The following is a 22,601-nucleotide window of genomic DNA, read 5'->3' as shown; positions in this document are numbered from 1 at the left end:
GTTCATTGCTCCGTGACGGCGGCGGCGTTGCGCTCGGCCGGGATCAGGTAGTGGAGCTGGGCCCACAGCGCGGCGGTTTCCATGTCGAGCCGGAGCCGGTCCATGCGGGTGTCGATCTCCAGGCGCCGCGCTTCGAGCACCGCGCCGAGCGAGCCGCTGCCGCCCCGGTAGGTGGCCAGCGCCGCCTGCGTGCGCTCGGTGGTGAGCGGCATCAGCGTGCGGTCGTAGTGAGCCAGCCGCGCCTGGTTGCCTTGCCATGCGACGAGCCGAAGACGAGTTTCGGTCAGGTGCTCCCGCGTGGCTTCTTCGTGCTGGGCGCGGACCTGTTCGACAACGGCGAGCCGGGCGGCGAGTTCGCGATCCAGGCGGTTTCTGGTGTCAATCTGCAGCGGGATCGACACCCCGACGGAGACCATGTTCGCGTAGGCCGGTCCGCGCTGGCTGAGCATCAGCTCCACGCTCCAATCCGGGCGCTGGTTGAGCCGCGCAAGGTCAGCGTCGGCCTGTGCGATGGTTTGCTGTCTGGCCAGCAGCGCGATCTCGGGATGCTGGCTCGGATGGGCATCCAGATCATGCACCGCAGCAGGAACGGTGGTCAGGGACGGACGTTCGCCGAGTGGCTGTTGCGCATCCGGGCCGACCCAGCGGGCAAGCCGGATCGTGGTGGCCTCGACCTGCTGTGCAGCCAGACGAAGGCGGTCGTCGATCAGCGCCGCCGCCACCCGGGCGGCGAACACATCAGCCTGCGCGCCACGCCCACTCCGGTAGGCCGCGTCGGCGGCCTCGACCTGCAGGCCGGCTTCGGTGCGTTGCCTCTGCAGGAGTTCGACCACGCGCTCCTGGAAATGCCGCTCCAGCCAGGCCATCGCAGTGTCGCGGCGCAGGTGGGCGAGTGCCACCGCACGTGCGGCTTCTGCGGCCTCGGCTTCCCGGTCGAAACGCGCCGACCGGGCCGCGAGCTTGTCGCCGCGTGTGATCTCCTGCATCACGCCGACCGAGCGCATGGTCATGAAGTCGCGTGTCAGGCTGAGCCGGTCCGGGCCGTCGAGGGGCAAGTTGTTGAGGCCTACCTTGAGTGTCGGGTCGGGACGCTGGCCAGCGGCCACGGCCATCTCGCGGGCGGTGGTGGCGGCTGCCTCCTGCACCGGAAGCTGGCGCGAGCGATTCTGTGCGAGTTGCAGGGCCTGATCGAGCGTCAGGGTGGACTGGGCCGGGCTGGCGAGCGGAAGCAATGCGACGCCAAGGACAAGCAGCGCGGCCAAGCGGCAATAGACAGGCACCCGGCGAGCGCCGTGGGGCCATGGGGGATGGAACATGGATTCTCCAGACAACGAAACGGTGATTTCGTGTCGACTCGGTGCGGATGGCAGACTGGTGTCAGGGCCCGGACGAGCACGACCACGGCGCCGGATCGACCGCAGGGTCGTCGGCGTCAGGCGGTCTGGACAGTCAAGTTCGGAAGCAGCAGTGCAGGATGGCGTGCGGCGGAGAAGCCCCTGCCAGGGCACTGACTCCCTCGGCCACCTGGCGCGGGCTGGGGGCAGGTGGCTCAGGGGCCAGGGGGAGGTGGTACAGAGCTGTCAGCAGCATGGCCGGCAGCGTCAGTGCGGAGGCTTGGTCACTTTGCTGCCCCTGGCGGCAATGTTCGGCGCAGAGGTTGGCGAACGACGGGTCCATCGACCCCACCATGTCATCGCAGTCCATGGCGGCCAGCGTGATCGACACTCTATCGGTCCCCATCGACTGCACCTCTGCCACGACAGGGATGACCATCCCTGGCTTCGGAGTACCGGCGAACGATAGCCCTGGACACGCATACGCGGCCACCGCGAATTGCGCGAACAGCACGACGCCGACCAGCATGCGGCAGATTGTCAGCAAGAACGATCGCTTCACGCTGCGCACCTCACAGCAGCCCTTAGCCGACACACAACCAACAGCACACCGATACGGATGGTCTGGGCAGGAGCATTAACAGTGCGCAGAAGTGCAAGCATGAGATGCGCACCATTGTGCATGGCCCCCGATCTCATGTGCAAGTGACTTGCTTCTAGAAATTCGTCACCCCGTTGCCTTGGCACCCTCAGCACTACTGGATGGAGGGGAGTAGCTCGGAACCAACCTGCCAAGACGCGGCACAGATCTCAAACCTCACACGAGAACTTCGAGACATCTTCACCACGGCGACATCTTCTCAAAACCTGAACCAAGTCAGGGGTATTACAGGTGGATTTGACCCTACACCTGCTGCAGGGTTTGAAATAGAAGTTTTATCTTGGTCACCGTTCATGGACAACGCACACACGCAACAGCAGCAGAAGAGTCAACTACGACGGCAAAACAAAAGGACAGCTTTTCTGTTGATTATCTTTGGCATAGCATCTTTATTGGGCTATTTGTCGAGATTTAAAATAATAAATTGACCTTCGATGTTAAAAAATCACGTATTTAATTCAAATCAGCACAGATTGCCAATATTTTCTTTGGCGACTGCACTGATTTTGATGGATCAGGGAATCAAAGCTGGTGTGGCATTGACCATGCCAGTCGGCACGAGTGAACAGGTTAGCGCATGGTTTAATCTGGTGCATGTTCTCAATCCTGGCGCCGCATTTTCATTTCTAGCGAATTCAGGTGGATGGCAGAAATACTTTCTGAGTGCTTTTGGATTAATTATCAGTGCGATTTTGACACGATTACTTTGGATGGGCATTCAAAGCTTTATAGAAAGTTTTGCCTATATATTACTTATAGGCGGAGCCCTCGGTAATGTACTGGATCGGTTACGCATAGGTGCTGTAGTTGACTACTTGGATTTTCACTGGGCAGATTTGCATTGGCCAGCATTCAATCTTGCAGACATTTATGTCATGTCAGGAGCATTCTTGCTGCTGACAATCAGTTTCAGCACCCCTGCAGCCACGAGTGAAAGCACGTAATGATCATTTTTTCATCCATCTGTCGTAGAAAAATCTGGAGCGCATTGCTGTTCGTGGTCGGCAATATTAGCGCGCCAAATATCAGTGCCGCAGAGCCCGGGCGATTGAATGCATGGTTCGGCACGAAAGCTGTCGAGCCGCTCCCCCCTGAACAGGCATTTCAAGTTTCAGCACGCTTGTTAGATCCTAGCAGGATCAGCGTTCAGTTTACGCTGAAGCCATATTATTATCTATACAAAGACAAGGTGAGCCTTGAAATAAATGGCTCCACCGGAGTAAAGCTACTGCGCACAGATTATCCGGCAGCCATCACCAAACAAGACAGGAGTTTCGGCCCCACGCAGGTGTACCCAGAATCTTTTGAAATTCGCGGAACAATTGCGAACACCGAAAAAACCTCAACCCCCATCACTTTGATTGCACGATACCAGGGCTGCTTCGAGACGCTTGGGGTTTGTTATCCACCTCAAACCACGGAGATAAAGCTAAATCCATCAAGCAGCACGGTATCTGGCAAGCCACTCGGAAAGAAACAACAATGAAATCAAGCCCCATGGACATATCACCTTACAGGAATCGCCGTACATGGCTGGCCATGAATTGTCTATCAGCCTTGGTTTTAATGGGCTGCGAGAGACGTGTCCCATATTCATTCAAAGGACTGGACTTAACCGGTGCGAAATTCGGCCAGTCTTTCAGCATGACAGACATAGATGGAAAAACTAGAACTCTGTCTGAGTTCAAAGGCAGCATTGTCATGCTGTTCTTCGGATTTACACAGTGCCCTGATGTCTGCCCAACTGCGCTCGGGCGAGCGGCAGAAGTCAGTCGCTTACTGGGGGAGGACGCCAAGAAACTTCGGATCATTTTTGTCACCATTGACCCGGAGCGAGACACGGAAACCCTTCTGCGTGACTATGTTGGTGCATTCGACAAGAAAATCATCGCCTTGCGCGGCAGTGCTGCAGCCACCGCTGACTTTGCCAAGGAATTCAAGGTTTTTTATCAGAAAGTAGCCACAGGACAATCCTACACGATGGACCATACCACGCTGACCTATATATTCGACACACAAGGGCTATTGCGTCTGGCAATGAAACATGAGCAGACAGCCTCAGACTTCTCTGCGGACATAAAAGCCCTCCTCGCATAACCTATATCAACAGAATAATCTTACAGTCAAAGCATCATGAATCAATTGCGAAGAGCCATCACAACATCATTGTCACTTGGACTAATTTCCATCCCACACTGGGCGCAAGCAGCAGGAGATCATGGTGCTGAGGGTGTGTTTTCCACCATGAAGCCACCCGTCCCCAATGCCAACGCTGAAACGATTGAGATCGTTGAGTTTTTTTGGTACGGCTGCCCACATTGTTTCAAAGTGGATCCAATGGTGAATGTGTGGGAGAAGAAGCTTTCAGCCGATGTCTCTTTTCGACGAGAACATATCGTCTGGGATTCCAGAAAAGAAACCTCCATCCACGCCCAAATATTTGCAACACTGCGCGCAATGGACTCCCTCTCGAAGTATCACATGGCTGTTTTCGAAGCCATACACAAAGACCGCATCAATTTTAGGGAAGACGGAGCGATCATCAACTGGGCGATAAAAAATGGCATAGACAGCAAAGCTTTTGAGTCCATGTACAAGTCATTCGGCATGCAAGCTCAGGTGAACAAAATGAGAACCCTGACAAATGCTTACAAAATAGATGGGGTACCAAAATTTATCGTGAATGGACAGTTCAGTACGGAGCCTCATCAAGCGGGCGGTGAAGTTCAAGTCTTTGAGGTGTTAAATCAATTAATCGCCCAGCAGCGAATCGCCTCCAAGCGAAATTAAATTAAATAATTATTATTTACAGAAATATATATGCATTAACTGGTCAACTTATATACAGGCAATCAATAAAAAATGTCAAAAATAAATCAAGCCACTATACATAAAGCCGCAAAACCGTTTTCCCTACCTGACACCAGAAAAGAATTAATTCCATGGGCCATTGCATTACTCGGATTACTGGTAATGTACTTCCCCACTTTCCGAGACCTGTTCAATGGGTTGTGGGCCGGAGATCAGCAAGGACATGGCCCCATCGTATTAGCTGTTTCTGTCTGGCTGCTTTGGAAGCAAGCATTCCAAGTCATTGCGGCACCGCTACGGCCTACTTTTTTTGTAGGTTGGGCATTGCTGATTTTTGGATTGCTGATATATATAATTGGAAGATCTCAAAATATATTAATATTTGAGGTTGGCTCACTCATTGTTATTGTCGCATGTACCGTGCTTATACTTCGGGGAACAGAAGCCTTGCGGTATTTATGGTTTCCACTGGTTTTCATGATCTTCATGATTCCTCTGCCAGGCGTGTTTGTCGATGCCATGACTCAGCCCATGAAAACCGCCGTGTCCTATGTGGTTGAGTCGGTACTTTATGCTGTTGGGTATCCTATCAGCCGTAGTGGGGTCATCTTGCAAATCGGACAGTACCAGTTACTGGTGGCGGATGCCTGCGCAGGATTGAACACACTATTCACACTAGAGGCTCTGGGACTACTCTACTTGAACTTGGTGAAACACCAATCAATAGCACGAAACATCGTCTTAGCCATCTGCATAGTGCCGATCAGTTTTGTCGCCAACGTCATTCGCGTCATTGCGTTGACACTAATCACTTATCATCTTGGCGATGAAGCCGGGCAAGGTTTTCTACATGACTTTGCCGGAATGGTACTTTTCATGGCAGCCTTGCTGTTGATAATTTTATTTGATGGATTTCTCAGATTTATCTTCGTTAAAAAATCATGACTCGTGAAATTATATCCGCCATCATTTTGTGTGCGGCAATGTTGCTCAGCGGATTTTCCGCAAATCAAATCAAACCAACCAATTTCATGTCTGACACGAGAGGCGGCATTAAAATATCCAGCATAATTCCAGAGAAATTTGGCTCCTGGAAAAAAATGGACGTATCAACAGGGATAGTTAATCCACAGCAGCAGCAGTTACTCGATGAACTTTACACCGAGCTGGTTGCAAGAACTTACGTATCAAACGAAGGTTACGTGATTATGTTATCGATTGCCTACGGCAAAAACCAGAACGATTCCTTCCAAGTGCATCTACCAGAGATATGTTACCCAGCGCAAGGATTTCAGGTTGGTGACTCGCGAAAACTGACCCTGACAACGCCCTACGGTGACATTCCCACCAAGCAATTGGAAACCACATTTCAGTCCCGCAGGGTCGAGCCAGTCACCTACTGGACAACCATCGGCAATCACACCGTCAAGTCCGGGCTGGACAAGAAACTGAAGGAAATTTCATACGCGATGCAAGGTGATATCGCAGATGGACTCTTGTTCAGAGTTTCCAGTATTGACCCTGACAAGCCTCGTGCATTTTCAATGCAGCAAAAATTCATCCAAGAAATGCTGACATCGATCACAGCCGCAGACCGACTGCGGCTGGCTGGTTTGCGTGACTAATTTCTGCTGCCCCAGCCTGCCACGATGATCAACATTCCCAACATCGCCACACCAGCGCCGAGCCAATCCAGCGCCGATAAACGTACCCCATCGACGATACGGAGCCAGACCAGTGCCGTAGCGACATACACGCCACCATATGCGGCGTAAATGCGACCGCTGGCGGCTGGGTGTAATGTCAAAAGCCATACGAATAACACAAGACTGGCTACGGCAGGCAACAGTAGCCATGCGGACCCCTGTTTTCTCAACCACAGGTATGGAAGGAAGCAGCCAACAATCTCCGCAATTGCCGTGGCGAAAAACAGTCCAAGTGTTCTGACAAAACTAGCGGCTGTGCTGAAGTCCATGTTGTTTCGACTTAACCTAGGATGTGAAAGTTGAGGTTCATTTTTACGCGCTCAACTCAGGTGACCTTGCAAGACACACAAGTACGATCAATCAACGTCACGCCCACTTGCCTGGCCGGCAACTTTCGGCCCTGCACCAAGCCGGCAATCGGCAGTCAGGTCGAGTGCTGGCTCGTAGAGTGCGGTGCGCACGTCGATCAGTCCAAGCAATGTGTGAACAAGGTTGTCATGGGCGGCCGGCTGCGCGGCAAGCATTCGTAGACAGGCAGTATCGATGCGTGCTGAGGCGGTCATTCCACCGGACAGCCACATCACCATGGGCACCCGCTTCTGCACGTCCGGTGCGATAGCATATGGTATCCCGTGTAGAAACAGATTGGATTCACCCAACGATTCACCGTGGTCCGAAATGTACACAAACGCGCTGTCGAGCGTGTCTGCTTGAGCTTGCAGCCGCGCGATCAGCGATGCGAGCAGGTGATCTGTGTAGCGCAGTGCGTTATCGTAGGCATTAACGATGGCCGGCACCTCGCACTGCCGCAGGTCATCGCTTTCGCATACCGGCTGATAGTAGGCAAAAGCGGGCGGGATGCGACGAAAGTATGACGGCCCATGGTTGCCGAGCTGATGCAGCACGATTACCTGCGTACCACGCGCTTGCGCCAGCCGCTCGTCGAGACCCGTCAGCAGCGCCTCATCGAGACAGCGCCCATCTGCACATAATCCTGGAGGGTTTCGTACCGTCATGTCTTCGGTCGGCAAGCCATTGCATACGCCCTTGCAACCCGATTGGTTGTCACGCCAGAGTACGCCGACGCCAGCGCGATTGAGTACATGCAGCAACGACTCGCTGCCACGGATACGGTTTTCATCGTAGTCGCGCCGCCCCACTGGAGCGAACATGCACGGCAGTGACACCTCGGTGTTGGTGCCACAACTCGTGACTTGCGGGAAATTTATTAGCCCAGGAATTTTTGCCAATTCGGGTGTTGTCTGGCGAATATAGCCGCTCAGGCCCCAGTTGGCAGCACGCGCGGTTTCGCCGATGACGATGACAAGCACCATCGGTCGTGCGCGCGTTGCCATCACCGGACCAGGCTGCGCGTCAAGACCAAGCGACTGGCGCGGCTTGGCGGCCCCCTTCAGATCGGCTGCCAGCACGTTCCCTGCCGACCACAGCACATTGGCTGGCGTGATCAGGTAGCGCACCTCCTTGTGGTTACGCATCAGCGAGGCCAGCGGCTGGAACACTGCCAGCACAGCACTAACCAAGACCACCACCGCTCCGCCAGTCCACAGTGATCGCATACCAATCGCCCGACCCCACGACCGCTCGCGTAGCGGGATAACCCACACCAGCAGCACCGGCAGCCCTGCTTGCACCAGCAGGCCCAGTGCGAAGTTCATGCTCAACAATTCGCGCGCTTCGGCCAGATCGGTGCGCAGCGCATTGCGCAGCATCGACGGGTCAAGATAGGCGCCAAATTCCTCCATGAAGTATCTCGCCCCTGCTGCAATGACCAACAACAACGTCACAACAGGCCGCAGCAGTCGCCCTGGCGTGAGCAGCATCAATAACACGGTGTTAAGTGCCGTCGCTGCCAGCAGCACTACCACTGCAAAACCCCAAGTGCCGGGAGCAAGCGGATCACGCCCCGCCAGTGCGGCCCCTAACAGCGGCCGATGACAAGTCAGCGCCCACCACAGCGCCACGGCCAGCAATACGGTTTCGCGATTTCGTTCGGATAACCGTATGTATTTTGAAAGCAAGGAGATCATGACGCAGCAGGTTATTTGCGCAGCAATCTCAAGCCATTTCCCACCACCAGCAGACTGGCCCCTACGTCAGCGAATACCGCCATCCACATCGACCCCAGACCCATCAGCGTCAGAACCAGAAACACTGCCTTGATGCCCAGGGCCAGCACGATGTTCTGCACTAGCACCGCGTGCGTGGTCCGCGACAGGCGGATGAAGACCGGGATCTTGCGCAGGTCGTCGTCCATCAAGGCGACATCGGCCGTCTCGATCGCGGTGTCAGTGCCCATGGCGCCCATGGCGAAGCCGATGTCGGCGCGTGCCAGCGCCGGGGCATCGTTAATGCCGTCGCCGACCATGCCCACCGGGCCTTCGGTGGCGAACGCCTCGACCGCTTTCAGCTTGTCCTCGGGCAACTGGTTGCCACGCGACTGGTCGATCCCCACCTGCCCGGCAATCGCCTGCGCCGTGTGCGGGTTGTCGCCGGTCAACATCACGGTCTTGACCCCCAACTGATGCAGCTCGGCGATGGCAGCGCGACTGCTGTCCTTCACCGTGTCGGCCACGGCGAACAAGGCCAGTACCTGCCGGTCATCGACCAGCATGACCACCGTTTTACCTTGCCGCTCCAGGGTGTCCAGTCGCACTTCCAGTTCAGGAGAGCAGCGGTCGAGTTCATGCACCAGGCGGTGGTTGCCCAGCGAATACGCCTTGCCGCCAATCACCCCGCGCACGCCCCTGCCGGGCAACGCCTCGAAGGCTTCGACGCTCTCGCGGGTGACACCGTCGCGATCAGCGGCCTGAGCCACGGCCCGCGACACCGGGTGATCGGAGCGACCGGCCAGACTGGCGGCCAGTCGGCGACACAGTGCAGTGTCCGCCTCGGCACGCAACTCGAACTCGGTCTGCACCGGCTTGCCATGGGTGACCGTGCCGGTCTTGTCGAGGGCCAGCCACACCAGTTTGCGACCTTCCTCCAGGTAGACACCGCCCTTGATCAGGATGCCGCGTCGGGCCGCTGCAGCCAGTCCGCTGACGATGGTGACCGGCGTCGAGATCACCAGCGCGCAGGGACAAGCGATCACGAGCAGCACCAGGGCCTTGTAGATCCAGTCGTGCCAGTTGCCATTCAACAGCAGCGGGGGCACGACAGCGACCAGCAGGGCCGTCGCGAACACAATCGGCGTGTAGACACGAGCGAACTGATCGACGAAGCGTTGTGTGGGGGCCTTGGCGCCTTGGGCCTCCTCGACGGCATGGATGATGCGGGCAAGCGTGGTGTTGCTCGCTGCCGCCGTGACCCGGTAGTCGAAGGCGCCAGACGCATTGATCGTTCCAGCGAACACGGCGTCCCCGGGTGCCTTGTCCACTGGCAGGCTTTCTCCGGTGATCGGGGCCTGGTTCACTGCCGAACGGCCCTGGAAGATCGTGCCGTCCAGCCCGATGCGCTCGCCGGGTTTGACCCGCACCAGGCTGCCCACGGTCACCTCTGCCGCCACGGTGTCACGCCAGGTTCCGTCAGCCTGCTGTACCGTGGCGGTCTCCGGGGCCAGCTTCATCAGGCTAGAGATGGCGTGGCGGGCACGGTCGAGCGACTTGGCTTCGATCAACTCGGCGACCGTGAACAGCACCATCACCATGGCCGCTTCCGGCCACTGCCGCAGCAGCAGCGCACCCGTCACGGCGATGCTCATCAGTGCGTTGATGTTCAGGTTGCCGTGGCGCAGCGCCACCCAGCCCTTGCGGTAAGTAGTCAATCCACAAGACACCACGGCCAGCAGCGCAAGAGCCGCCGCCAGCCATTCGGGCAGGCCCAACCAACCCACCGCTTCAGCAGACACGGCGGCTGCACCCGCTAGCGCCAGGGGCCACCAGGGCTTGGGTGGCTCAACAGCCTGCTCAGCAGGCCGACCAGCCGTCAATACCTCGGGCTGGAAACCGAGCGAACGCACGGCCTGCAGCACAGTGTCGAGGGCATCGGGCGCATGCACCACGGTCAGCACGCGCTGCATCAGGTTGAACTCCATGCCTTTGACCGAGGGCAGGCGACCCAGCGCCTGACGGATCAGTGCTTCCTCGGTAGGGCAATCCATCTGCAAGATCCGGATCGGAGTACGCATCCCATCCACCATCGGTTCAGGCACAGGCAGATCAGCCCGCACAGTGGACGCCGAGTCGCAGGAGGCACCGGGATGATCGTGTCCGTGGTGATGGACCTCATGCGTGGATTTCTTGTCGTGTGGGTGGTCGCAGCAGCCGGCCATGGGGACTCCTTGATGAACAGAACCCAGTGGACACCTTGAAGTGGCTTTAAAGTCAAGCTTGGTGCGTCAGTTCACGAAGGATGCCGCACTGGTTTATTGAATCAGCTCCATGACATTTCGCTCTGACTCGTTGAAGCTCATTTTTCAGCGCCTGGAGTTGCCCAATTTTTTCTGCGACCTGAGCAATGTGCTCATCCAGTAGCTTGTTCACAAGCTGACATCCTTGATCAGGGGTTTCCATGAATTTCAGAAGTGAACGCACCTCATCCAGCGTCATACCCAAGCTGCGACAATGCAAGATGAATCTCAGCGAGCTGACATGGTGCCTTTCGTAGACTCTGTAATTCCCATCGGAACGCATTGGCTCAGACAGCAACCCTTCCCGCTCATAAAATCTGACCGTAGTGACCGATGCGCCACTGGCTTGGGCAACTTCCCCTATACGCATGATAAACACAACCTTTCTTGACAAGGTTTAGTCCTGCACTGCATCAAGGGTTCAAGGTACGAAATGCCAACGCATCTGTTTGCCAGCGTACCTGTCGATTGAGGGCTGATGTCATTTTTTGACCTTCGCCACCTCTTCGGCTACCAAGGAAGCCAGTTGCTCGGGGCCGAAATTCAACAGACTGCGCCCATTGACAAAAAACGTAGGTGTTCTAGTGACGCCCAAGGACGTCAGATCTTGCATCTCTTGTCGAATCACAGCTTCCGTCTCAGGACTTTGTGCTTGGATTGCAGCTTTGTCCATGTCAAGGCCAGCCTGCTGAGCGGATTTGAACGCAAGGGCGATATTTGGCGTGCCGTGGTCGGCCCACTGCGGCTGGGCATCCAAGAGCGCCTCCAACACTGGCTGGTATTGATTCTGTGATTTGGCGGCGATCAACAGCGCCACGACTTGCTCGGACCCTCTGTGGAAGGGGGCATATCGCAGGACAAGCCGTACATCTTCCGGGTATTTCTTGAGAATATCCTTGACGATCGGGTAAAAATATCGACAGCTTTCGCAAGCAGGGTCAAAGAATTCGACAATGGTCACGGGCGCTTTTTTCGGGCCGAAGATTGGGGAGTGGGGACGAACCAGTCTGTCATTCTGTTGGCTGACCTTCTCCTCCTGATCATTCTGAACACTTCGCTGGTAAGCGTTCACGCCGATCAGAAAAGCCAGTGCAATGACACCAAGCACAACGGCTACAGCGATTTTCTTTGTATTCATCGAGAGGTTTTCCGTAAAAGATAGGTGAGGAGGGCCAAGATCAAACTAAACGCAGCCAAAGACAGCCAAGGGATCTGGACACCGCTCAGTATTTCTAATTTTTGATCTGCACATGAAATACCGGCTTGGCACGGCAGCCAGGATTTTGGAATCCATCCCGCAACGAGCAGGGTGTGATACCCCGCCACCGCAAGGCCACCGGCCGCCAGCACCCAGGCATAGACTGCACCGCGGCGGTCTTCGCTGAAACAGGCGATGGTCAAGACGATGGCCATCGGAAACATGAAGATGCGCTGGTACCAGCACAGCGTGCAGGGGGTCATCATCATGACTTCACCGATGAACAATGCGCCAACCGTGGCCAGCATCGCGATAAGCCACGCCCCCATCAGGAGCAACCAGGTCTTGCTGTTCATGTCAATCCTCGCTCAGACACACAAGCCCGAGTGCGTGCCATGTCCTGCCCTCGGTGCGTTAGCAACCAAAGTTCGGAATCGGTTCACATTGGAAAATGGGACGGCCGGTCTGCGACGGTCATGGCCGTGCAGGTCACAGGCTCAGCACTGGTCCGAGCCTGCAGGCCACCGCTCCTGCTAGATCGGCGAGAAGCTCGCCCACTGCGGGCGTTCCGGCCGTGCAGCAGGTGGTGAGACCAGCATGGCGCCGGGGTCGGCTGAACTGGTCAACGACGCAAGGATACGCACAGGATCGTGGTGGCTGGGCATGGTCCACAGCACACAACCTGCATGACAGGTCACGCAATCGGCGTCGGCCGACATCATCGCGTTCGTTCCGCCCTCGGTCTCGTCTGACTGGGCTTGCGGCTGGTGGTCATGGGTGTGGTGACCTGCATGTGAGGCGGTCGGCCCACTCTCGTGCTGGCAATAGGCGTTTACCGCAGCCCACGAAAACTGCAGAGGTACCAGCACCAACAAAAGGATGGCCAACCACTTGCGCATCGGCAGATTGTAGGGCCAGCCTCCTCACGACGGGATCTCTGCCGCACGGGCAATGGTGCGGTGTGCTTGTGCAACGACTTCGGCCATGTCACGACGCGGCGGCATCGGCTTGAACGGGCTGATGTCGGAGCGTCCGGAGTTGCCAAGGGGTAGCCGGCCGGTGAGATGGCCCAAGGGGACCAGCAGCAGCCGCAGAATTTGCCCGCTCACCTCAGCCCAGTCACGGGTCCGCCATGCCTGATGGAGCATGAGGTCATGCACCCTCAAGTGAGGGATGAACTGCGTCTGGCTCACGACATGGAGCGTCTCCAGCAACAGCCACTGGTCTGCAAGATCATGCGGCGCAGACTCCCGATACTTCTTCATCAGGTGTGCGTACAGGATCGGATCGAAGTCGATGGGGTCATGCAATGCATTTGTCATGCACTCAGTAGAAACCTTTGTGTAACTACAATGTCAAGCAATGATCACTGGAACTACCCGAGGCATGCAGATGAAGATCGGCGAGCTGGCGAATGCTGCCCGATGCACAACCGAGACAGTGCGCTTCTACGAAAGGGAAGGACTGTTGGTCAAGGCCAGCCGGACAGAGGCCAACTACCGGCACTACGACGCGACACACCTTGAACGCCTGCGCTTCATCCGCAACTGCCGCGCACTCGACATGACCCACGAGGAAATCCGCGGGCTGCTGCGCCTGAAGGACGCGCCGGCCGAGGACTGCGGAGCCGTCAACACGCTGCTGGACGACCACATCGGGCATGTCGATGCCCGGATCGCTGAACTGCTGCACCTGAAGCAGCAGCTCGGGGCGCTGCGCCAGCAATGCCAGGTGAAACAGGCGGTCGATGCCTGCGGCATCTTGCGTGGGCTGGCCGCTATGGAAGCCGACACCCAGGTGGAGCGGCATACCCACCTCGGATAGCCCTGCGCTCGTCCAGTTCCCCCACCCGAATCACTTGCCCGTCGAGTGCTGTGATCCCCCGCAGCCCCACGCCATGGGCTTCGAATCCCAGCCTTGGCCACTCGGGGCGGTAGTCCCGCCGATCATGGTGATGTCCATGAAACGCTTGGCGCACCTGCAGGCAGCGGGCCAGCGCGTCGAGGGCCTGGAACCCGTGCGGGTGACAGCTCGGCGCCTCGTGCGTGACCAGCACGTCAGCCCGCTGCCGGCTCAGCGCCTGGACCTCCGCCGGGAAAATCGTGCTGCGGTGCCGCCGCGGCAGGCCACCGCGCCAGAGGTTGCCGCGCCCGGCCCTCGCCACATAGCTCCGTGCCGTCTCGACCTCCGACGGATTCGGCGGCATCCAGACCTGCCCCCGGAACACCCCGCCCAGCCCTGCGACGCGCACCCCTGCGATCTCGACCACTCGGCCGTGCAGGTTCCGCCCCGCCAGTGCCGAGCCGAACAGGTGATCGTGGTCCGCGTCCGAATCGGTGTCGTGGTTGCCGGGGATGAACCACACCTCGGTGTGTGCCAGGATCGTCGCCAGTTCCACCTCCAACGGCTGCTGCGCCTGCAGGTCTCCCAGCAGGATGACGGCCGCTGGTCGCTGCTCGGGCGGCAACTGCAGCACCGCCTCGATCAGGTGCTCGAAGCGCCCATGCACGTCCCCGCAGAGCCAGATCACACGACCACCATGCACCCGGGATCGAACCCCCGGTTCTCCAGTGCGCTGTCCCAGCGCACATAGCCCCTGGGGTTGCACACCACCCGACAGGTTCCCCCACCCGGCCGAGCCACCGGGTAGTCGAAGCTATCGTGCGTGTGTCCATGCACCCACAGGTCCACCCCGTCGAAGCAGGCGGCCGGCAGGTCGTTCACGAACGCCGGGCTCAAGCCGCTACGCTCAAAACATGCCGCCAGCGAGCCGCGATGCGGCGCATGGTGCGTGATGACCACCGTGCTCCCGCCCCAGGGCTCTGCCAGTCGATCGTGCATCCAGCGCCGTGTCGCCTGGTGCCAATGCACCGTGTCCAGCGGGCGGAGCCGTCGCACGCCCGACTCTGGCGCCGTGCGCTTGACCCGAATGACGCTGAAATCGTTCAACCCGACGCCGGCCTCCGCTGCGGCCAGCCGCGCATCGCGCCGCCACTGGCCGTCGGCCCCCAGCACCTTCAGCCTGAAATCCGTCCACAAGGTGGCGCCGAGCACGCGGACCGGACCCGCGTCAGACGCGAGCGTCACCACGTCCTGATCGAGCACCTGCACATTGGTGCCCTGCGCCGCTGCGCGCATCTCCGCCAGCTCCGATGCCAGCACTTGCCCGTAGAACTCGTGGTTGCCCGGCACGTACAGCACCGGCTTGTCTGCGAAGGCCGGCTCTGCCGCCGCCCAGGCCACGCCTCGGCGGCCCGGCGCCTGGATATCTCCAGCCAGAACCACCGCATCAAAATCCCCCGGGGGCACCCGCATCGGGTGGAACTCCAGGTGCAAGTCCGACAGGATCAGCAGTTTCATCGTGGCACCTTTTGTCTGTTCAATGCCGAGCCCCGGTGGAGGAAACCTCCCGCACGATCTCCCTGCGCACCAGCCGCACGAGTTCCCGCACCGACCCCGCCGCTTGCGCAATGCCCGACACATCCAGTTCCGGCATCACCTCCTGCGGCAGTCCCCAGTCGCTGGCCACATCCCGCACCACCTGCTCGATGATCGCCGGGTAATGCCGCCGCTCCGGCGTCGGCACCAGCACCGGCTGCAACCGCGACATCAGCGCCGCGTCAAGCGTCCCCAGCCGATTCGCCGTCGCGACGAACAGCAGCTTGCTGAGATCGCAGGGAACCTGCAAGTAGGGGTCGATCCAGTTCCGACTGGATTCCGGCTCCAGCAGCCCGAGCAGCGCCGCCTGGATCGGTGCCACGTTTGCCGTGTGATGGCTGCACTTGTCCACCTCGTCGAGCAGCACCAGAATCTGCGCCATCCGCCGGTCCCGCAGCGCCCGCACGATCGGTGACGGCTCGCCACTGGCCCAGCCTCGGTTTGTCCCCGTCAGCAGCTTGTTGTCGCTGCTGCCCCCGACACCCAGCGGCAGGAACGACAGCCCCATCACCTCGGCCAGCCGCCGCGCCAGCCGAGTTTTGCCCGTACCCGGCGGGCCGACGAGCAGGATCGGCGCCCACGCGAAGCTCACCGCCCCCAGCCGGCGCCGGGCCAGCATCTCGCCCGCCACGATCTCGATCGCCCGGGTTGCCCAGGGGAATTCTGCGTGCAACTGCGCGATGCGTGCTTCCAGTTCGACCGCCTCCGGAAGCAGTGCCAGTGGCAACGGCACCCGCAGCCCTTCATAGGACGCCAGGATCAAGCGGTCGTCCTTGTCGCGCATCTCCGCAATCGGCTCGCGGATCACCACCCACGTGGTGTGCTCGACCAATGTGCTCAGCGACTGCTGAGGGAATCGCTCGGCCAGCATCTCCTGGTGCGCCGCCACCGCCATCGCCGAGGCGGTCACTGCCGCGTCCCGCGCGGCGGTGATCGCCGCCTGTGTTGACGTCGGTCTCGGCGTCATCGGACTGGAGTCCGCTGATTTCGACGCCGATGGCGGGTGCACCGCGTCCATGATGTCGGTGTGACCCGCCACTTGGAACGTTGCCTGCTGACGCACTTGCACGCTGTCCCGCAGCAACGCCCGCAGAGCGGCACCAGGCTCCATGGCTGAAGTCTCGTCCGACTCTTCGTCCCAGTACAGCGCTGCGGGCCCACCGGGGCGTGTCGGCAAGTCCGGCAGCCGCTGCTCGACCGCGGCCCACATCCCGAATGCCCGCGCGCACGCATTCAGCGTCGGCTGTGCCGGCTGGTCCAGCGAGGTGTCCAGGTTCAACTGCACGTAGAGCCGCAGCAGCCGGATCAGCGCCGCCGCCTCTTCGGTGTCGTGCAACTGCTCGTCGAGTGGTTCGCGCCAGCACAGCCTCATGATCGGGGCCAGATCCTTTCTGAGCTGGTCCGCACCCGGGATGGTCAGCAGGTCGGTCAGTCCGTCGGGGTTGTCACTGTCCCAACCTTCTGTTCGCAAATCGCGCCACTTGACGCCAATCCGACGAACAGCCGGCTTGAGCTGCAACTCCCGGTGGCGAGGCCCGTGCAGCGCAGTCTCGACCGCCGTCAGCAACTCCTCGGTCAAGCACTCCAGAGCCCGAGCCTCGGGCATCACGGCCCACAGCCGGTCGACGCAGACATCCAGGGCATCCAGCCGGGCGATGCGGGAGCGTTGCTCATCCAGTGCCAGACGCAAAGGCTTGGCCGCGGCCAGCGCCACCCCCGTCAGACCCTCTGCGCTGGCGAGCATGACCAGCACCGGTGATTTCAGGTGGATGCGCTGGACTGGAGGCGGTTCGTCTGCCAAAGGATCCCCTTCGGTGGCACGGCCACCCACTACCGCGCCCGGCCCCTCGGAAGGCGCTTCGTGACGCTCCGCCGTGGGGTGGCGAAACGGTTCATGGCCCCCGCCACTGGATCCTCCACCCGATCGCCCAGGCATCCGGTCGAGTGCCACTCGTGCCACCACCATTCCGAGCAGATGGTCCAGCGCCTCGGGTCGAGAAAGCTGCGGCGCCAGGGCCACCAGTCGGCGGGGCTCGCTGGTCAGCAGGTCAACGGACGCCTCCACCCAGACCGCATCACCTGCCAATCCCCACAGACACCGCTTGACCCGCTGCACCTGCTCAGGCGTCATGGCTGTCGCGCCCGCCGGCCGACGCCATGCCAGGGCGCCTGAAGCCACCGTCCAGGCCCCGAACAGCACCCCCTGCAAACCGACATCGGGCTGTCGGGCCATCGCCGCCAGCAACCGGTTTGCGTCACCGTCTCGGACCGCGGTGCGCACGCGCCGCATCGCTGCAGCCATGGCGTCGTCAGATTTCCGCCGACTCGGTGAGCCTCCAGGCGCCGAGGTGTTGTGCGCCCTGGATGGGCGGTGGGTGTGGTTCATATTCATGGCTGTCATGTCGCGCCGTGGCGGTCTAGGTGTGGTGTGCGATAGGGGGAGTGGTCGGTTGGACGGTCGCAGTCATGCAACCAGGACGCCTGCAGGCTTGACCTGCAGAGCAGCCACCGGCGGCAGCGCAGTGGCATCGGGCAGCGCGGACCAGCGCTTGGTGAGGTCCGTCGGTCGGATCCGCTTCCCTTGGAAGAGGACATGAACCGCAAGGGCGAGACAGGAGGTGGTGGATGAGTCACCGAGGCCGAAGGGATCGGTGGGGTCTTGTCACGCAGCGGAGGTGCTGCGTTGCACAGGGGTGGATGCAGGTGCCAGCGTCGGTCGCGAGATCGCGGACGGGCGGAATGAGCACCACAAGCAGGAAGAGAATCGTTCGAGGCGCCGGAGCGCTCGACCCTGACAGCATGACGATCACGCGGTTGAACGGTCCAGTAGGTGTTCAGTGCGGACTCAGGAAGGCGAGCCGGTTACGGCGCAGAGACCATGGAGGCAGGGTTGTCGGGCGGCGCGACGTACAGGCGGCTCAAGTGGGTGCTGGACCGAACACCAGAGTCATCCTGTCGCTCGACCCAGAACGCGCGGCCATCGCGCAAGCGAACGACCTGCCGGTCACTGGTCTGATCCGCCAGGATTTCTTCGACCTCGCCGAACAGGAAGATGCGTTCGGTGTGGCCATCACGAGGTGCGGGCAGGCAGGCCATCAGGCTGGCCGGACCCTGGTCCGGTCGCTGGGTCAACTTGACCGCCGTCTCGGCACAGACGGTGATCCACATCTGGCGCACGGGCCGCTCTCGTGCCGACGGATCACCGTGGAACTCGACGAGGAACCAGTAGTCGCTGGCGATTTCGGCGCTCGTCCAGTAGCGGCAGTCGCTCCGAGCTTGGGGATCCGCCGGCATCCATTCGTCGTCCGGGTAGGTCTGCAAGGCGCCGATGCGGTCAGTCATGGTGGTCAGGTCGCGCACGGGTGTGCAGACATTGCAGAGGGTTGGCGTGCCCGCGGAACTGAGTCTGCGGGACACCAACTTCGCGTTATTTATAACGTCTTCATTTTGTGCGAAGCTGGCCGAAACACCAACTTGGATGCACGAAGGTGACGAGGGTGTCAGGCCATAGATTCGCTTTCCGAATACGGCGCCAACGGGTCTAGGGTGATCCAAGAAAGGTCGCCATGCTCAAGTCGATCCACACCCGGCACAACCACGTGTTCCTGGACATGCTGCGCAGCAGCCGGGAAGCGCAGCGCTTGCGTCAATCGGATCTGGCCATCCGCCTGGGCCGGGATCAGGCCACCATCAGCAAGGTCGAGCGCGGCGAGCGGCGACTCGATGTCATCGAACTGCTGGCCTGGCTGCGCGCACTGGATGTCGATTTCTCGGCCTTCATGAGCGAGTTGAACAACCGGCTGGAGGGGCTGCCGATTCCGGACGCCATGTTCCGGGCGCGGCGGGTGGCGCGGATCCGTCGGGGAGATCCGTCGTAGGTTGGGCAACCGGGCTGAGCGAGTGGGGTGATGAGCAGGGCAGTGAGCCGCAAGCAGTCACGCATCCGATGTGGCCTGCGTTTTTTATAACGTGGTCCAGATAGAACGACTCCGGGAACCTCGGGTGGATGACCACCCGTCCCCAAACGCCGCTCAAGCGTGGCAGACCTCCGTGAGCGGCCAGCGATCCCCCGTCAGGCACCCCTGATCAGTCCGGGATTTGCCGAGGCTGCCAGCGATGAGGCAACAAGTCGTCGATGCGGCTGTTGAGGTGGGTGGGCAGCCGATCGAGCACGTCGCGCAGGTAGGCCCAGGGTTCGAGCCCGTTGAGCTTGGCCGACTGCACCAGGCTCATGACCACGGCTGCACGCTGGCCGGCGAGTTCGCTGCCACAGAACAACCAGGCCTTCCTGCCCATGGCCCAGGGCTTGATCTGGCGCTCCAGATAGTTGTTGTCCACGGGCACGGCCCCGTCGAGCAGGTGGCGCGTCAGCGCCTCCCAATGGTTGAGGCTGTAGTCGATGGCGTTGGCCGTGGCGCCGCCATCGGCGACACGACCGCGTTCGAGCTTGAGCCAGGTGTGCAACTCCTGCCACAGCGGCGCGGCGATACGTTGACGGGCCTGCGTTCGCGTCGGGTCGTCCATGCCGGCGAACGACTTCTCGGCGTGGTAGATCGCCGCGAAGCGCACGATCGCCTGGGTGGCCAGGGTGCTCTTGCCGGACTTGGCGAGTTCGTCGAACTTGCGCCGGGCATGTGCGGCACAGGCCGCCGAGACGCGCTGCGGGAAGACCTTGGGGTCGAGCACCGAGTCATAGCCGCCATAGCGATCGCACACGAGCGTGCCGCTCCAGGGCGGGTCCCGGTTCTCGGCGGGCCGGTCGGTCTGGCTGTCGGGTGGACTGGGCAGCCCGCCCAGGAAGGCCAGCGGGTACTTGCTGCCCCGCCCCAGGCAGAAGTCGTAGACCACGCCGGGCTGGGGATCGAATTCCCCGCGTGCATAGGCCCAGACGTACGCTTTCCTGGTCTTGCCCGCCCCCGGGTCCAGCATGGCCACCGTCGTCTCGTCGGCCTGCACGACCGCGCTGCCCAGCACGAAGCACTTGAGCGCCTCGTACAGCGGGTGCAGCGCCGCGCCCGCCTGACCGGCCCACGCGGCCAGCGTCGAGCGCGGGGTGTGCACGCCCGAGCGGGCATTGATCGCCTCCTGCCGGTAGTACGGCACGTGGTCGGCGAACCGGCTGATGAGCGTGTACGCCACCAGTCCGCTCGCCGGGATGCCCCGCTCGATGAGCTGCGGCTCGGCGGGCTCCTGCACCAGGCGATCGACGCCCAGGCGCTGGCAGCACCGGCAGACCCACTTGCCTCGGATGTGCCGGTGCACGAAGAACTCCGCCGGCACGATGTCCAGCCGCTCGCTGACGTCCTCGCCCACCCGGGTCATCGGCTCGCCGCAGTCCACCGCCGGGCAGTGGGTGTCGGCCGGCTCGTGGTGATGCTCCACGCGGCGCAGGTGCTCGGGCAGCGCCTGCCGGCGCGGCGGCTGGGGCGCCTTCTCGGGAGTGACTGGCGGCGGCGACTGCCGGGCCTGCAACTCGGCGAGCTGCGCCTGCAGGTCCGCCTCGTCCTCGACCAGCGTGTCCAGGAAGAGCTGTCGCTGCTGCGCATCCATCGCCTCGGTGCGCGCGCCGAACTTCCAGCGCTTGAGCCGCGCCAGCTCGAACGTGATCTTCTCGATCTTCGCGTCCCGCCACACGATCTCGCGCGACTGCTGCTGCACGCGCACCAGCAGGTGCTGCGCCAGGGCCTCCAGGGCCTGTGGCGTCAGGCCCCTCAGGTCCTGGCTCTGGAGCGCGTCCACGTCATGCATGCGCCCATGCTGCCCGCACGAGGCCAGCCCCGCCATCGGCAACTTCAGCAATTGCGCCTCCGGCATCCGCTCACACCCGGGTGATCACCCGCCGCTCGTGCAGCCGCTGCCACGGCAGCCCCACGACCAGCGCATCGAACTGCTCCTGCGTCAGGGCCAGCGGGGTGCTCGACTCCAACCCCCGCGGCCACACGAAGTGCCCCGCGTTGAGCCGCCGGGCCGCGCACCACACCCCCCAGCCGTCATGGACGATCAGCTTGACGCGCGTGGCCCGCGCATTCGCGAACAGGTAGCCGTGGTGGGCCTGCGCCGCCCCCAGCGTCTGCACCACACACGCCAGCAGCCGGTCCGCCCCGGCGCGCATGTCCACCGGCGCCGTGCATGCCCACAGCGCGTCTATGCGGATCACTTCGTCACCCCGGCGGCCAGTTCGCGCAGCCACGCCGCACACGACTCGGCCTGCGCTGCCGGCCAGCTCACCGTCAGCCGGGCTGCACCGCTGCGCCACTCGATGTGAATGTCTGGCGTGCTCGGGTTCGCCATGGCAGGGTCTTCGGCGCTCGGCCGCGGCTTGTCCGGTGCTGGCAAGGCCAGCGCTACGAACTGGGCATCGACCACCGGCGCCGGGTTGCCCATGGCCATGGGTGCTGACGCCGCCGCCGGCACCTCACACCCAGGTCCCAGCAGGCCTGCCCGCTTGACTCCCCGACCCGCCAGCCACTGACGCACCACGTTCGCGTTCAGCCCATGCCTGAGCGCCACTGCCGCGATCGACGCTCCAGGCTGTCGGCATTCGCCCAGCACCTTCGCCTTGAACTCGGCGTCGTGCACTCGCCGAGTCTTGTCCTTGTGTTCCATTGCTGTCCACCAATTCACATTGCTGGACACCATCGTCTCGGAGCTATCCAGCTCCTTCAAGTGGGCATGGCTGGTCGCTCACAGACCTCCCGGCTCGACCAGCTTCGATCCGGCGACGGCTGCTGCATTCGGGCGTGTGGTCCGACAGGCGCGCCTGGAGGCTGGCATCTCCCAGGAGTCGCTTGCCTACATGGCCGGTGTGGAGCGGTCGTACTTCGGGCGGATCGAGCGGGGGCAGAACCAGCCGACGCTGCACGTGATCCTCAAAGTGGCGGCGGCGCTGGGGTATGAGGCTGGGGCGCTGGTCACGCTCGTGGAGAAGGCCATGGTAAAGGGCCACGTCGCGACGGAATGACACAGCACAGGACGGCTGCCTATGACCGTAAATGATGAAAATTAGGAGAACTTAAATGCTTTTAAGCCTCAATGCCACATTGAGGATGCAAGTCACCACCAAAGCAAAACGCCCGCACGAAGC

General features: G+C 60.9%; 26 protein-coding genes. 9 read left to right on the top strand and 17 right to left on the bottom strand.

Annotation, left to right across the window (positions count from 1 at the left end; translation table 11 throughout):
- Positions 1-2 precede the first annotated feature (2 nt).
- Both BDD16_RS10200 and BDD16_RS10195 read right to left on the bottom strand, forming a co-directional pair.
- Positions 3-1,316: a TolC family protein gene (locus tag BDD16_RS10200; RefSeq protein WP_179633846.1), complete on the bottom strand. Its 1,314-nt coding sequence runs from the start codon at positions 1,314-1,316 to the stop codon at positions 3-5.
- A 133-nt stretch (positions 1,317-1,449) separates the two neighbouring features.
- On the bottom strand, positions 1,450-1,896 hold the full coding sequence (locus BDD16_RS10195) for a hypothetical protein (protein ID WP_310732835.1): 447 nt from the start codon (positions 1,894-1,896) through the stop codon (positions 1,450-1,452).
- A 533-nt stretch (positions 1,897-2,429) separates the two neighbouring features.
- Between BDD16_RS10195 and lspA the strand changes: the two genes are divergently transcribed.
- The 6 genes from lspA to epsI all read left to right on the top strand — a co-directional run bounded on the left by lspA (position 2,430) and on the right by epsI (position 6,431).
- Complete coding sequence (lspA, locus tag BDD16_RS10190) at positions 2,430-2,939, top strand: signal peptidase II (RefSeq protein WP_179633845.1); 510 nt, start codon at positions 2,430-2,432, stop codon at positions 2,937-2,939.
- Positions 2,939-3,481, top strand: coding sequence for a protein-disulfide reductase DsbD N-terminal domain-containing protein (locus tag BDD16_RS10185; RefSeq protein WP_179633844.1), 543 nt, complete (start codon positions 2,939-2,941; stop codon positions 3,479-3,481). The genes lspA and BDD16_RS10185 overlap by 1 nt, the downstream gene beginning before the upstream one ends.
- A gap of 11 nt (positions 3,482-3,492) precedes the next feature.
- Positions 3,493-4,092, top strand: coding sequence for an SCO family protein (locus BDD16_RS10180; RefSeq protein WP_179633843.1), 600 nt, complete (start codon positions 3,493-3,495; stop codon positions 4,090-4,092).
- Positions 4,093-4,128: 36 nt separating this feature from the next.
- Positions 4,129-4,785: a thiol:disulfide interchange protein DsbA/DsbL gene (locus BDD16_RS10175; protein ID WP_179633842.1), complete on the top strand. Its 657-nt coding sequence runs from the start codon at positions 4,129-4,131 to the stop codon at positions 4,783-4,785.
- Between the two features lie 72 nt (positions 4,786-4,857).
- Entirely contained in the window at positions 4,858-5,751 is an 894-nt protein-coding gene (gene xrtB, locus BDD16_RS10170; RefSeq protein ID WP_179633841.1) for an exosortase B, read from the top strand.
- Positions 5,748-6,431 carry an exosortase-associated protein EpsI, B-type gene (epsI, locus tag BDD16_RS10165; protein WP_179633840.1) on the top strand — a complete coding sequence of 228 codons (684 nt, stop codon included), beginning with the start codon at positions 5,748-5,750 and terminating at the stop codon, positions 6,429-6,431. Before xrtB ends, epsI begins: the two co-directional genes overlap by 4 nt.
- On the opposite strand, the gene BDD16_RS10160 is transcribed toward epsI, so the two are convergent.
- From BDD16_RS10160 to BDD16_RS10125, 8 genes are all read right to left on the bottom strand, one after another.
- Positions 6,428-6,781, bottom strand: a complete 354-nt coding sequence (locus tag BDD16_RS10160) for a YnfA family protein (RefSeq protein WP_179633839.1) — start codon at positions 6,779-6,781, stop codon at positions 6,428-6,430. The genes epsI and BDD16_RS10160 overlap by 4 nt on opposite strands.
- Before the next feature lie 87 nt (positions 6,782-6,868).
- Positions 6,869-8,560 carry a phosphoethanolamine transferase gene (locus tag BDD16_RS10155; protein ID WP_179633838.1) on the bottom strand — a complete coding sequence of 564 codons (1,692 nt, stop codon included), beginning with the start codon at positions 8,558-8,560 and terminating at the stop codon, positions 6,869-6,871.
- A gap of 11 nt (positions 8,561-8,571) precedes the next feature.
- A complete protein-coding gene (locus BDD16_RS10150; protein ID WP_179633837.1) occupies positions 8,572-10,803 on the bottom strand; it encodes a heavy metal translocating P-type ATPase in 2,232 nt (743 codons plus the stop codon).
- A 52-nt stretch (positions 10,804-10,855) separates the two neighbouring features.
- Positions 10,856-11,251 (bottom strand): Cd(II)/Pb(II)-responsive transcriptional regulator, encoded by a 396-nt coding sequence (gene cadR / locus BDD16_RS10145; RefSeq protein WP_179633836.1) that lies wholly within the window; start codon positions 11,249-11,251, stop codon positions 10,856-10,858.
- 111 nt (positions 11,252-11,362) lie between these two features.
- On the bottom strand, positions 11,363-12,019 hold the full coding sequence (locus BDD16_RS10140; protein WP_179633835.1) for a DsbA family protein: 657 nt from the start codon (positions 12,017-12,019) through the stop codon (positions 11,363-11,365).
- Complete coding sequence (locus BDD16_RS10135; RefSeq protein ID WP_179633834.1) at positions 12,016-12,435, bottom strand: disulfide bond formation protein B; 420 nt, start codon at positions 12,433-12,435, stop codon at positions 12,016-12,018. The genes BDD16_RS10140 and BDD16_RS10135 overlap by 4 nt, the downstream gene beginning before the upstream one ends.
- A 177-nt stretch (positions 12,436-12,612) precedes the next feature.
- Positions 12,613-12,978, bottom strand: coding sequence for a hypothetical protein (locus BDD16_RS10130; RefSeq protein ID WP_179633833.1), 366 nt, complete (start codon positions 12,976-12,978; stop codon positions 12,613-12,615).
- Positions 12,979-13,002: 24 nt separating this feature from the next.
- Positions 13,003-13,389, bottom strand: coding sequence for a DUF3703 domain-containing protein (locus tag BDD16_RS10125; RefSeq protein ID WP_246332511.1), 387 nt, complete (start codon positions 13,387-13,389; stop codon positions 13,003-13,005).
- 82 nt (positions 13,390-13,471) lie between these two features.
- Between BDD16_RS10125 and cadR (BDD16_RS10120) the strand changes: the two genes are divergently transcribed.
- A complete protein-coding gene (gene cadR, locus BDD16_RS10120) occupies positions 13,472-13,903 on the top strand; it encodes a Cd(II)/Pb(II)-responsive transcriptional regulator (RefSeq protein ID WP_179633831.1) in 432 nt (143 codons plus the stop codon).
- Here cadR (BDD16_RS10120) and BDD16_RS10115 read toward each other — a convergent pair.
- The 4 genes from BDD16_RS10115 to BDD16_RS10100 all read right to left on the bottom strand — a co-directional run bounded on the left by BDD16_RS10115 (position 13,857) and on the right by BDD16_RS10100 (position 18,859).
- Positions 13,857-14,609, bottom strand: coding sequence for a metallophosphoesterase family protein (locus tag BDD16_RS10115; protein ID WP_179633830.1), 753 nt, complete (start codon positions 14,607-14,609; stop codon positions 13,857-13,859). The two genes, cadR (BDD16_RS10120) and BDD16_RS10115, sit on opposite strands and share 47 nt — an antisense overlap.
- Complete coding sequence (locus tag BDD16_RS10110) at positions 14,606-15,439, bottom strand: metallophosphoesterase (RefSeq protein ID WP_179633829.1); 834 nt, start codon at positions 15,437-15,439, stop codon at positions 14,606-14,608. The genes BDD16_RS10115 and BDD16_RS10110 overlap by 4 nt, the downstream gene beginning before the upstream one ends.
- A 19-nt stretch (positions 15,440-15,458) precedes the next feature.
- A complete protein-coding gene (locus BDD16_RS10105; protein WP_179633828.1) occupies positions 15,459-17,819 on the bottom strand; it encodes an AAA family ATPase in 2,361 nt (786 codons plus the stop codon).
- Between the two features lie 560 nt (positions 17,820-18,379).
- On the bottom strand, positions 18,380-18,859 hold the full coding sequence (locus BDD16_RS10100; RefSeq protein ID WP_179633827.1) for a hypothetical protein: 480 nt from the start codon (positions 18,857-18,859) through the stop codon (positions 18,380-18,382).
- A gap of 224 nt (positions 18,860-19,083) precedes the next feature.
- On the opposite strand from BDD16_RS10100, the gene BDD16_RS10095 reads away from it, so the two are divergent.
- A complete protein-coding gene (locus tag BDD16_RS10095) occupies positions 19,084-19,395 on the top strand; it encodes a helix-turn-helix domain-containing protein (RefSeq protein WP_179633826.1) in 312 nt (103 codons plus the stop codon).
- A gap of 208 nt (positions 19,396-19,603) precedes the next feature.
- Here BDD16_RS10095 and tnpC read toward each other — a convergent pair whose 3' ends face one another.
- The 3 genes from tnpC to BDD16_RS10080 are packed head-to-tail and all read right to left on the bottom strand — an operon-like array spanning position 19,604 to position 22,123.
- Positions 19,604-21,316: an IS66 family transposase gene (gene tnpC / locus BDD16_RS10090; RefSeq protein ID WP_310733990.1), complete on the bottom strand. Its 1,713-nt coding sequence runs from the start codon at positions 21,314-21,316 to the stop codon at positions 19,604-19,606.
- A gap of 19 nt (positions 21,317-21,335) precedes the next feature.
- The gene (tnpB, locus tag BDD16_RS10085) at positions 21,336-21,674 is read right to left on the bottom strand and encodes an IS66 family insertion sequence element accessory protein TnpB (RefSeq protein ID WP_179633825.1); all 339 of its coding nucleotides are present in this window, start codon (positions 21,672-21,674) and stop codon (positions 21,336-21,338) included.
- The gene (locus BDD16_RS10080; protein ID WP_246332510.1) at positions 21,671-22,123 is read right to left on the bottom strand and encodes a transposase; all 453 of its coding nucleotides are present in this window, start codon (positions 22,121-22,123) and stop codon (positions 21,671-21,673) included. Before BDD16_RS10080 ends, tnpB begins: the two co-directional genes overlap by 4 nt.
- Before the next feature lie 19 nt (positions 22,124-22,142).
- Between BDD16_RS10080 and BDD16_RS10075 the strand changes: the two genes are divergently transcribed.
- Positions 22,143-22,478: a helix-turn-helix domain-containing protein gene (locus BDD16_RS10075; RefSeq protein WP_246332509.1), complete on the top strand. Its 336-nt coding sequence runs from the start codon at positions 22,143-22,145 to the stop codon at positions 22,476-22,478.
- Positions 22,479-22,601 lie beyond the last annotated feature (123 nt).

The organism is Sphaerotilus montanus (assembly GCF_013410775.1).
Taxonomy (GTDB): domain Bacteria; phylum Pseudomonadota; class Gammaproteobacteria; order Burkholderiales; family Burkholderiaceae_C; genus Sphaerotilus; species Sphaerotilus montanus.
Note: the sequence above shows the minus strand (reverse complement) of the source record. Positions and strands in the feature narration are given on the sequence as shown.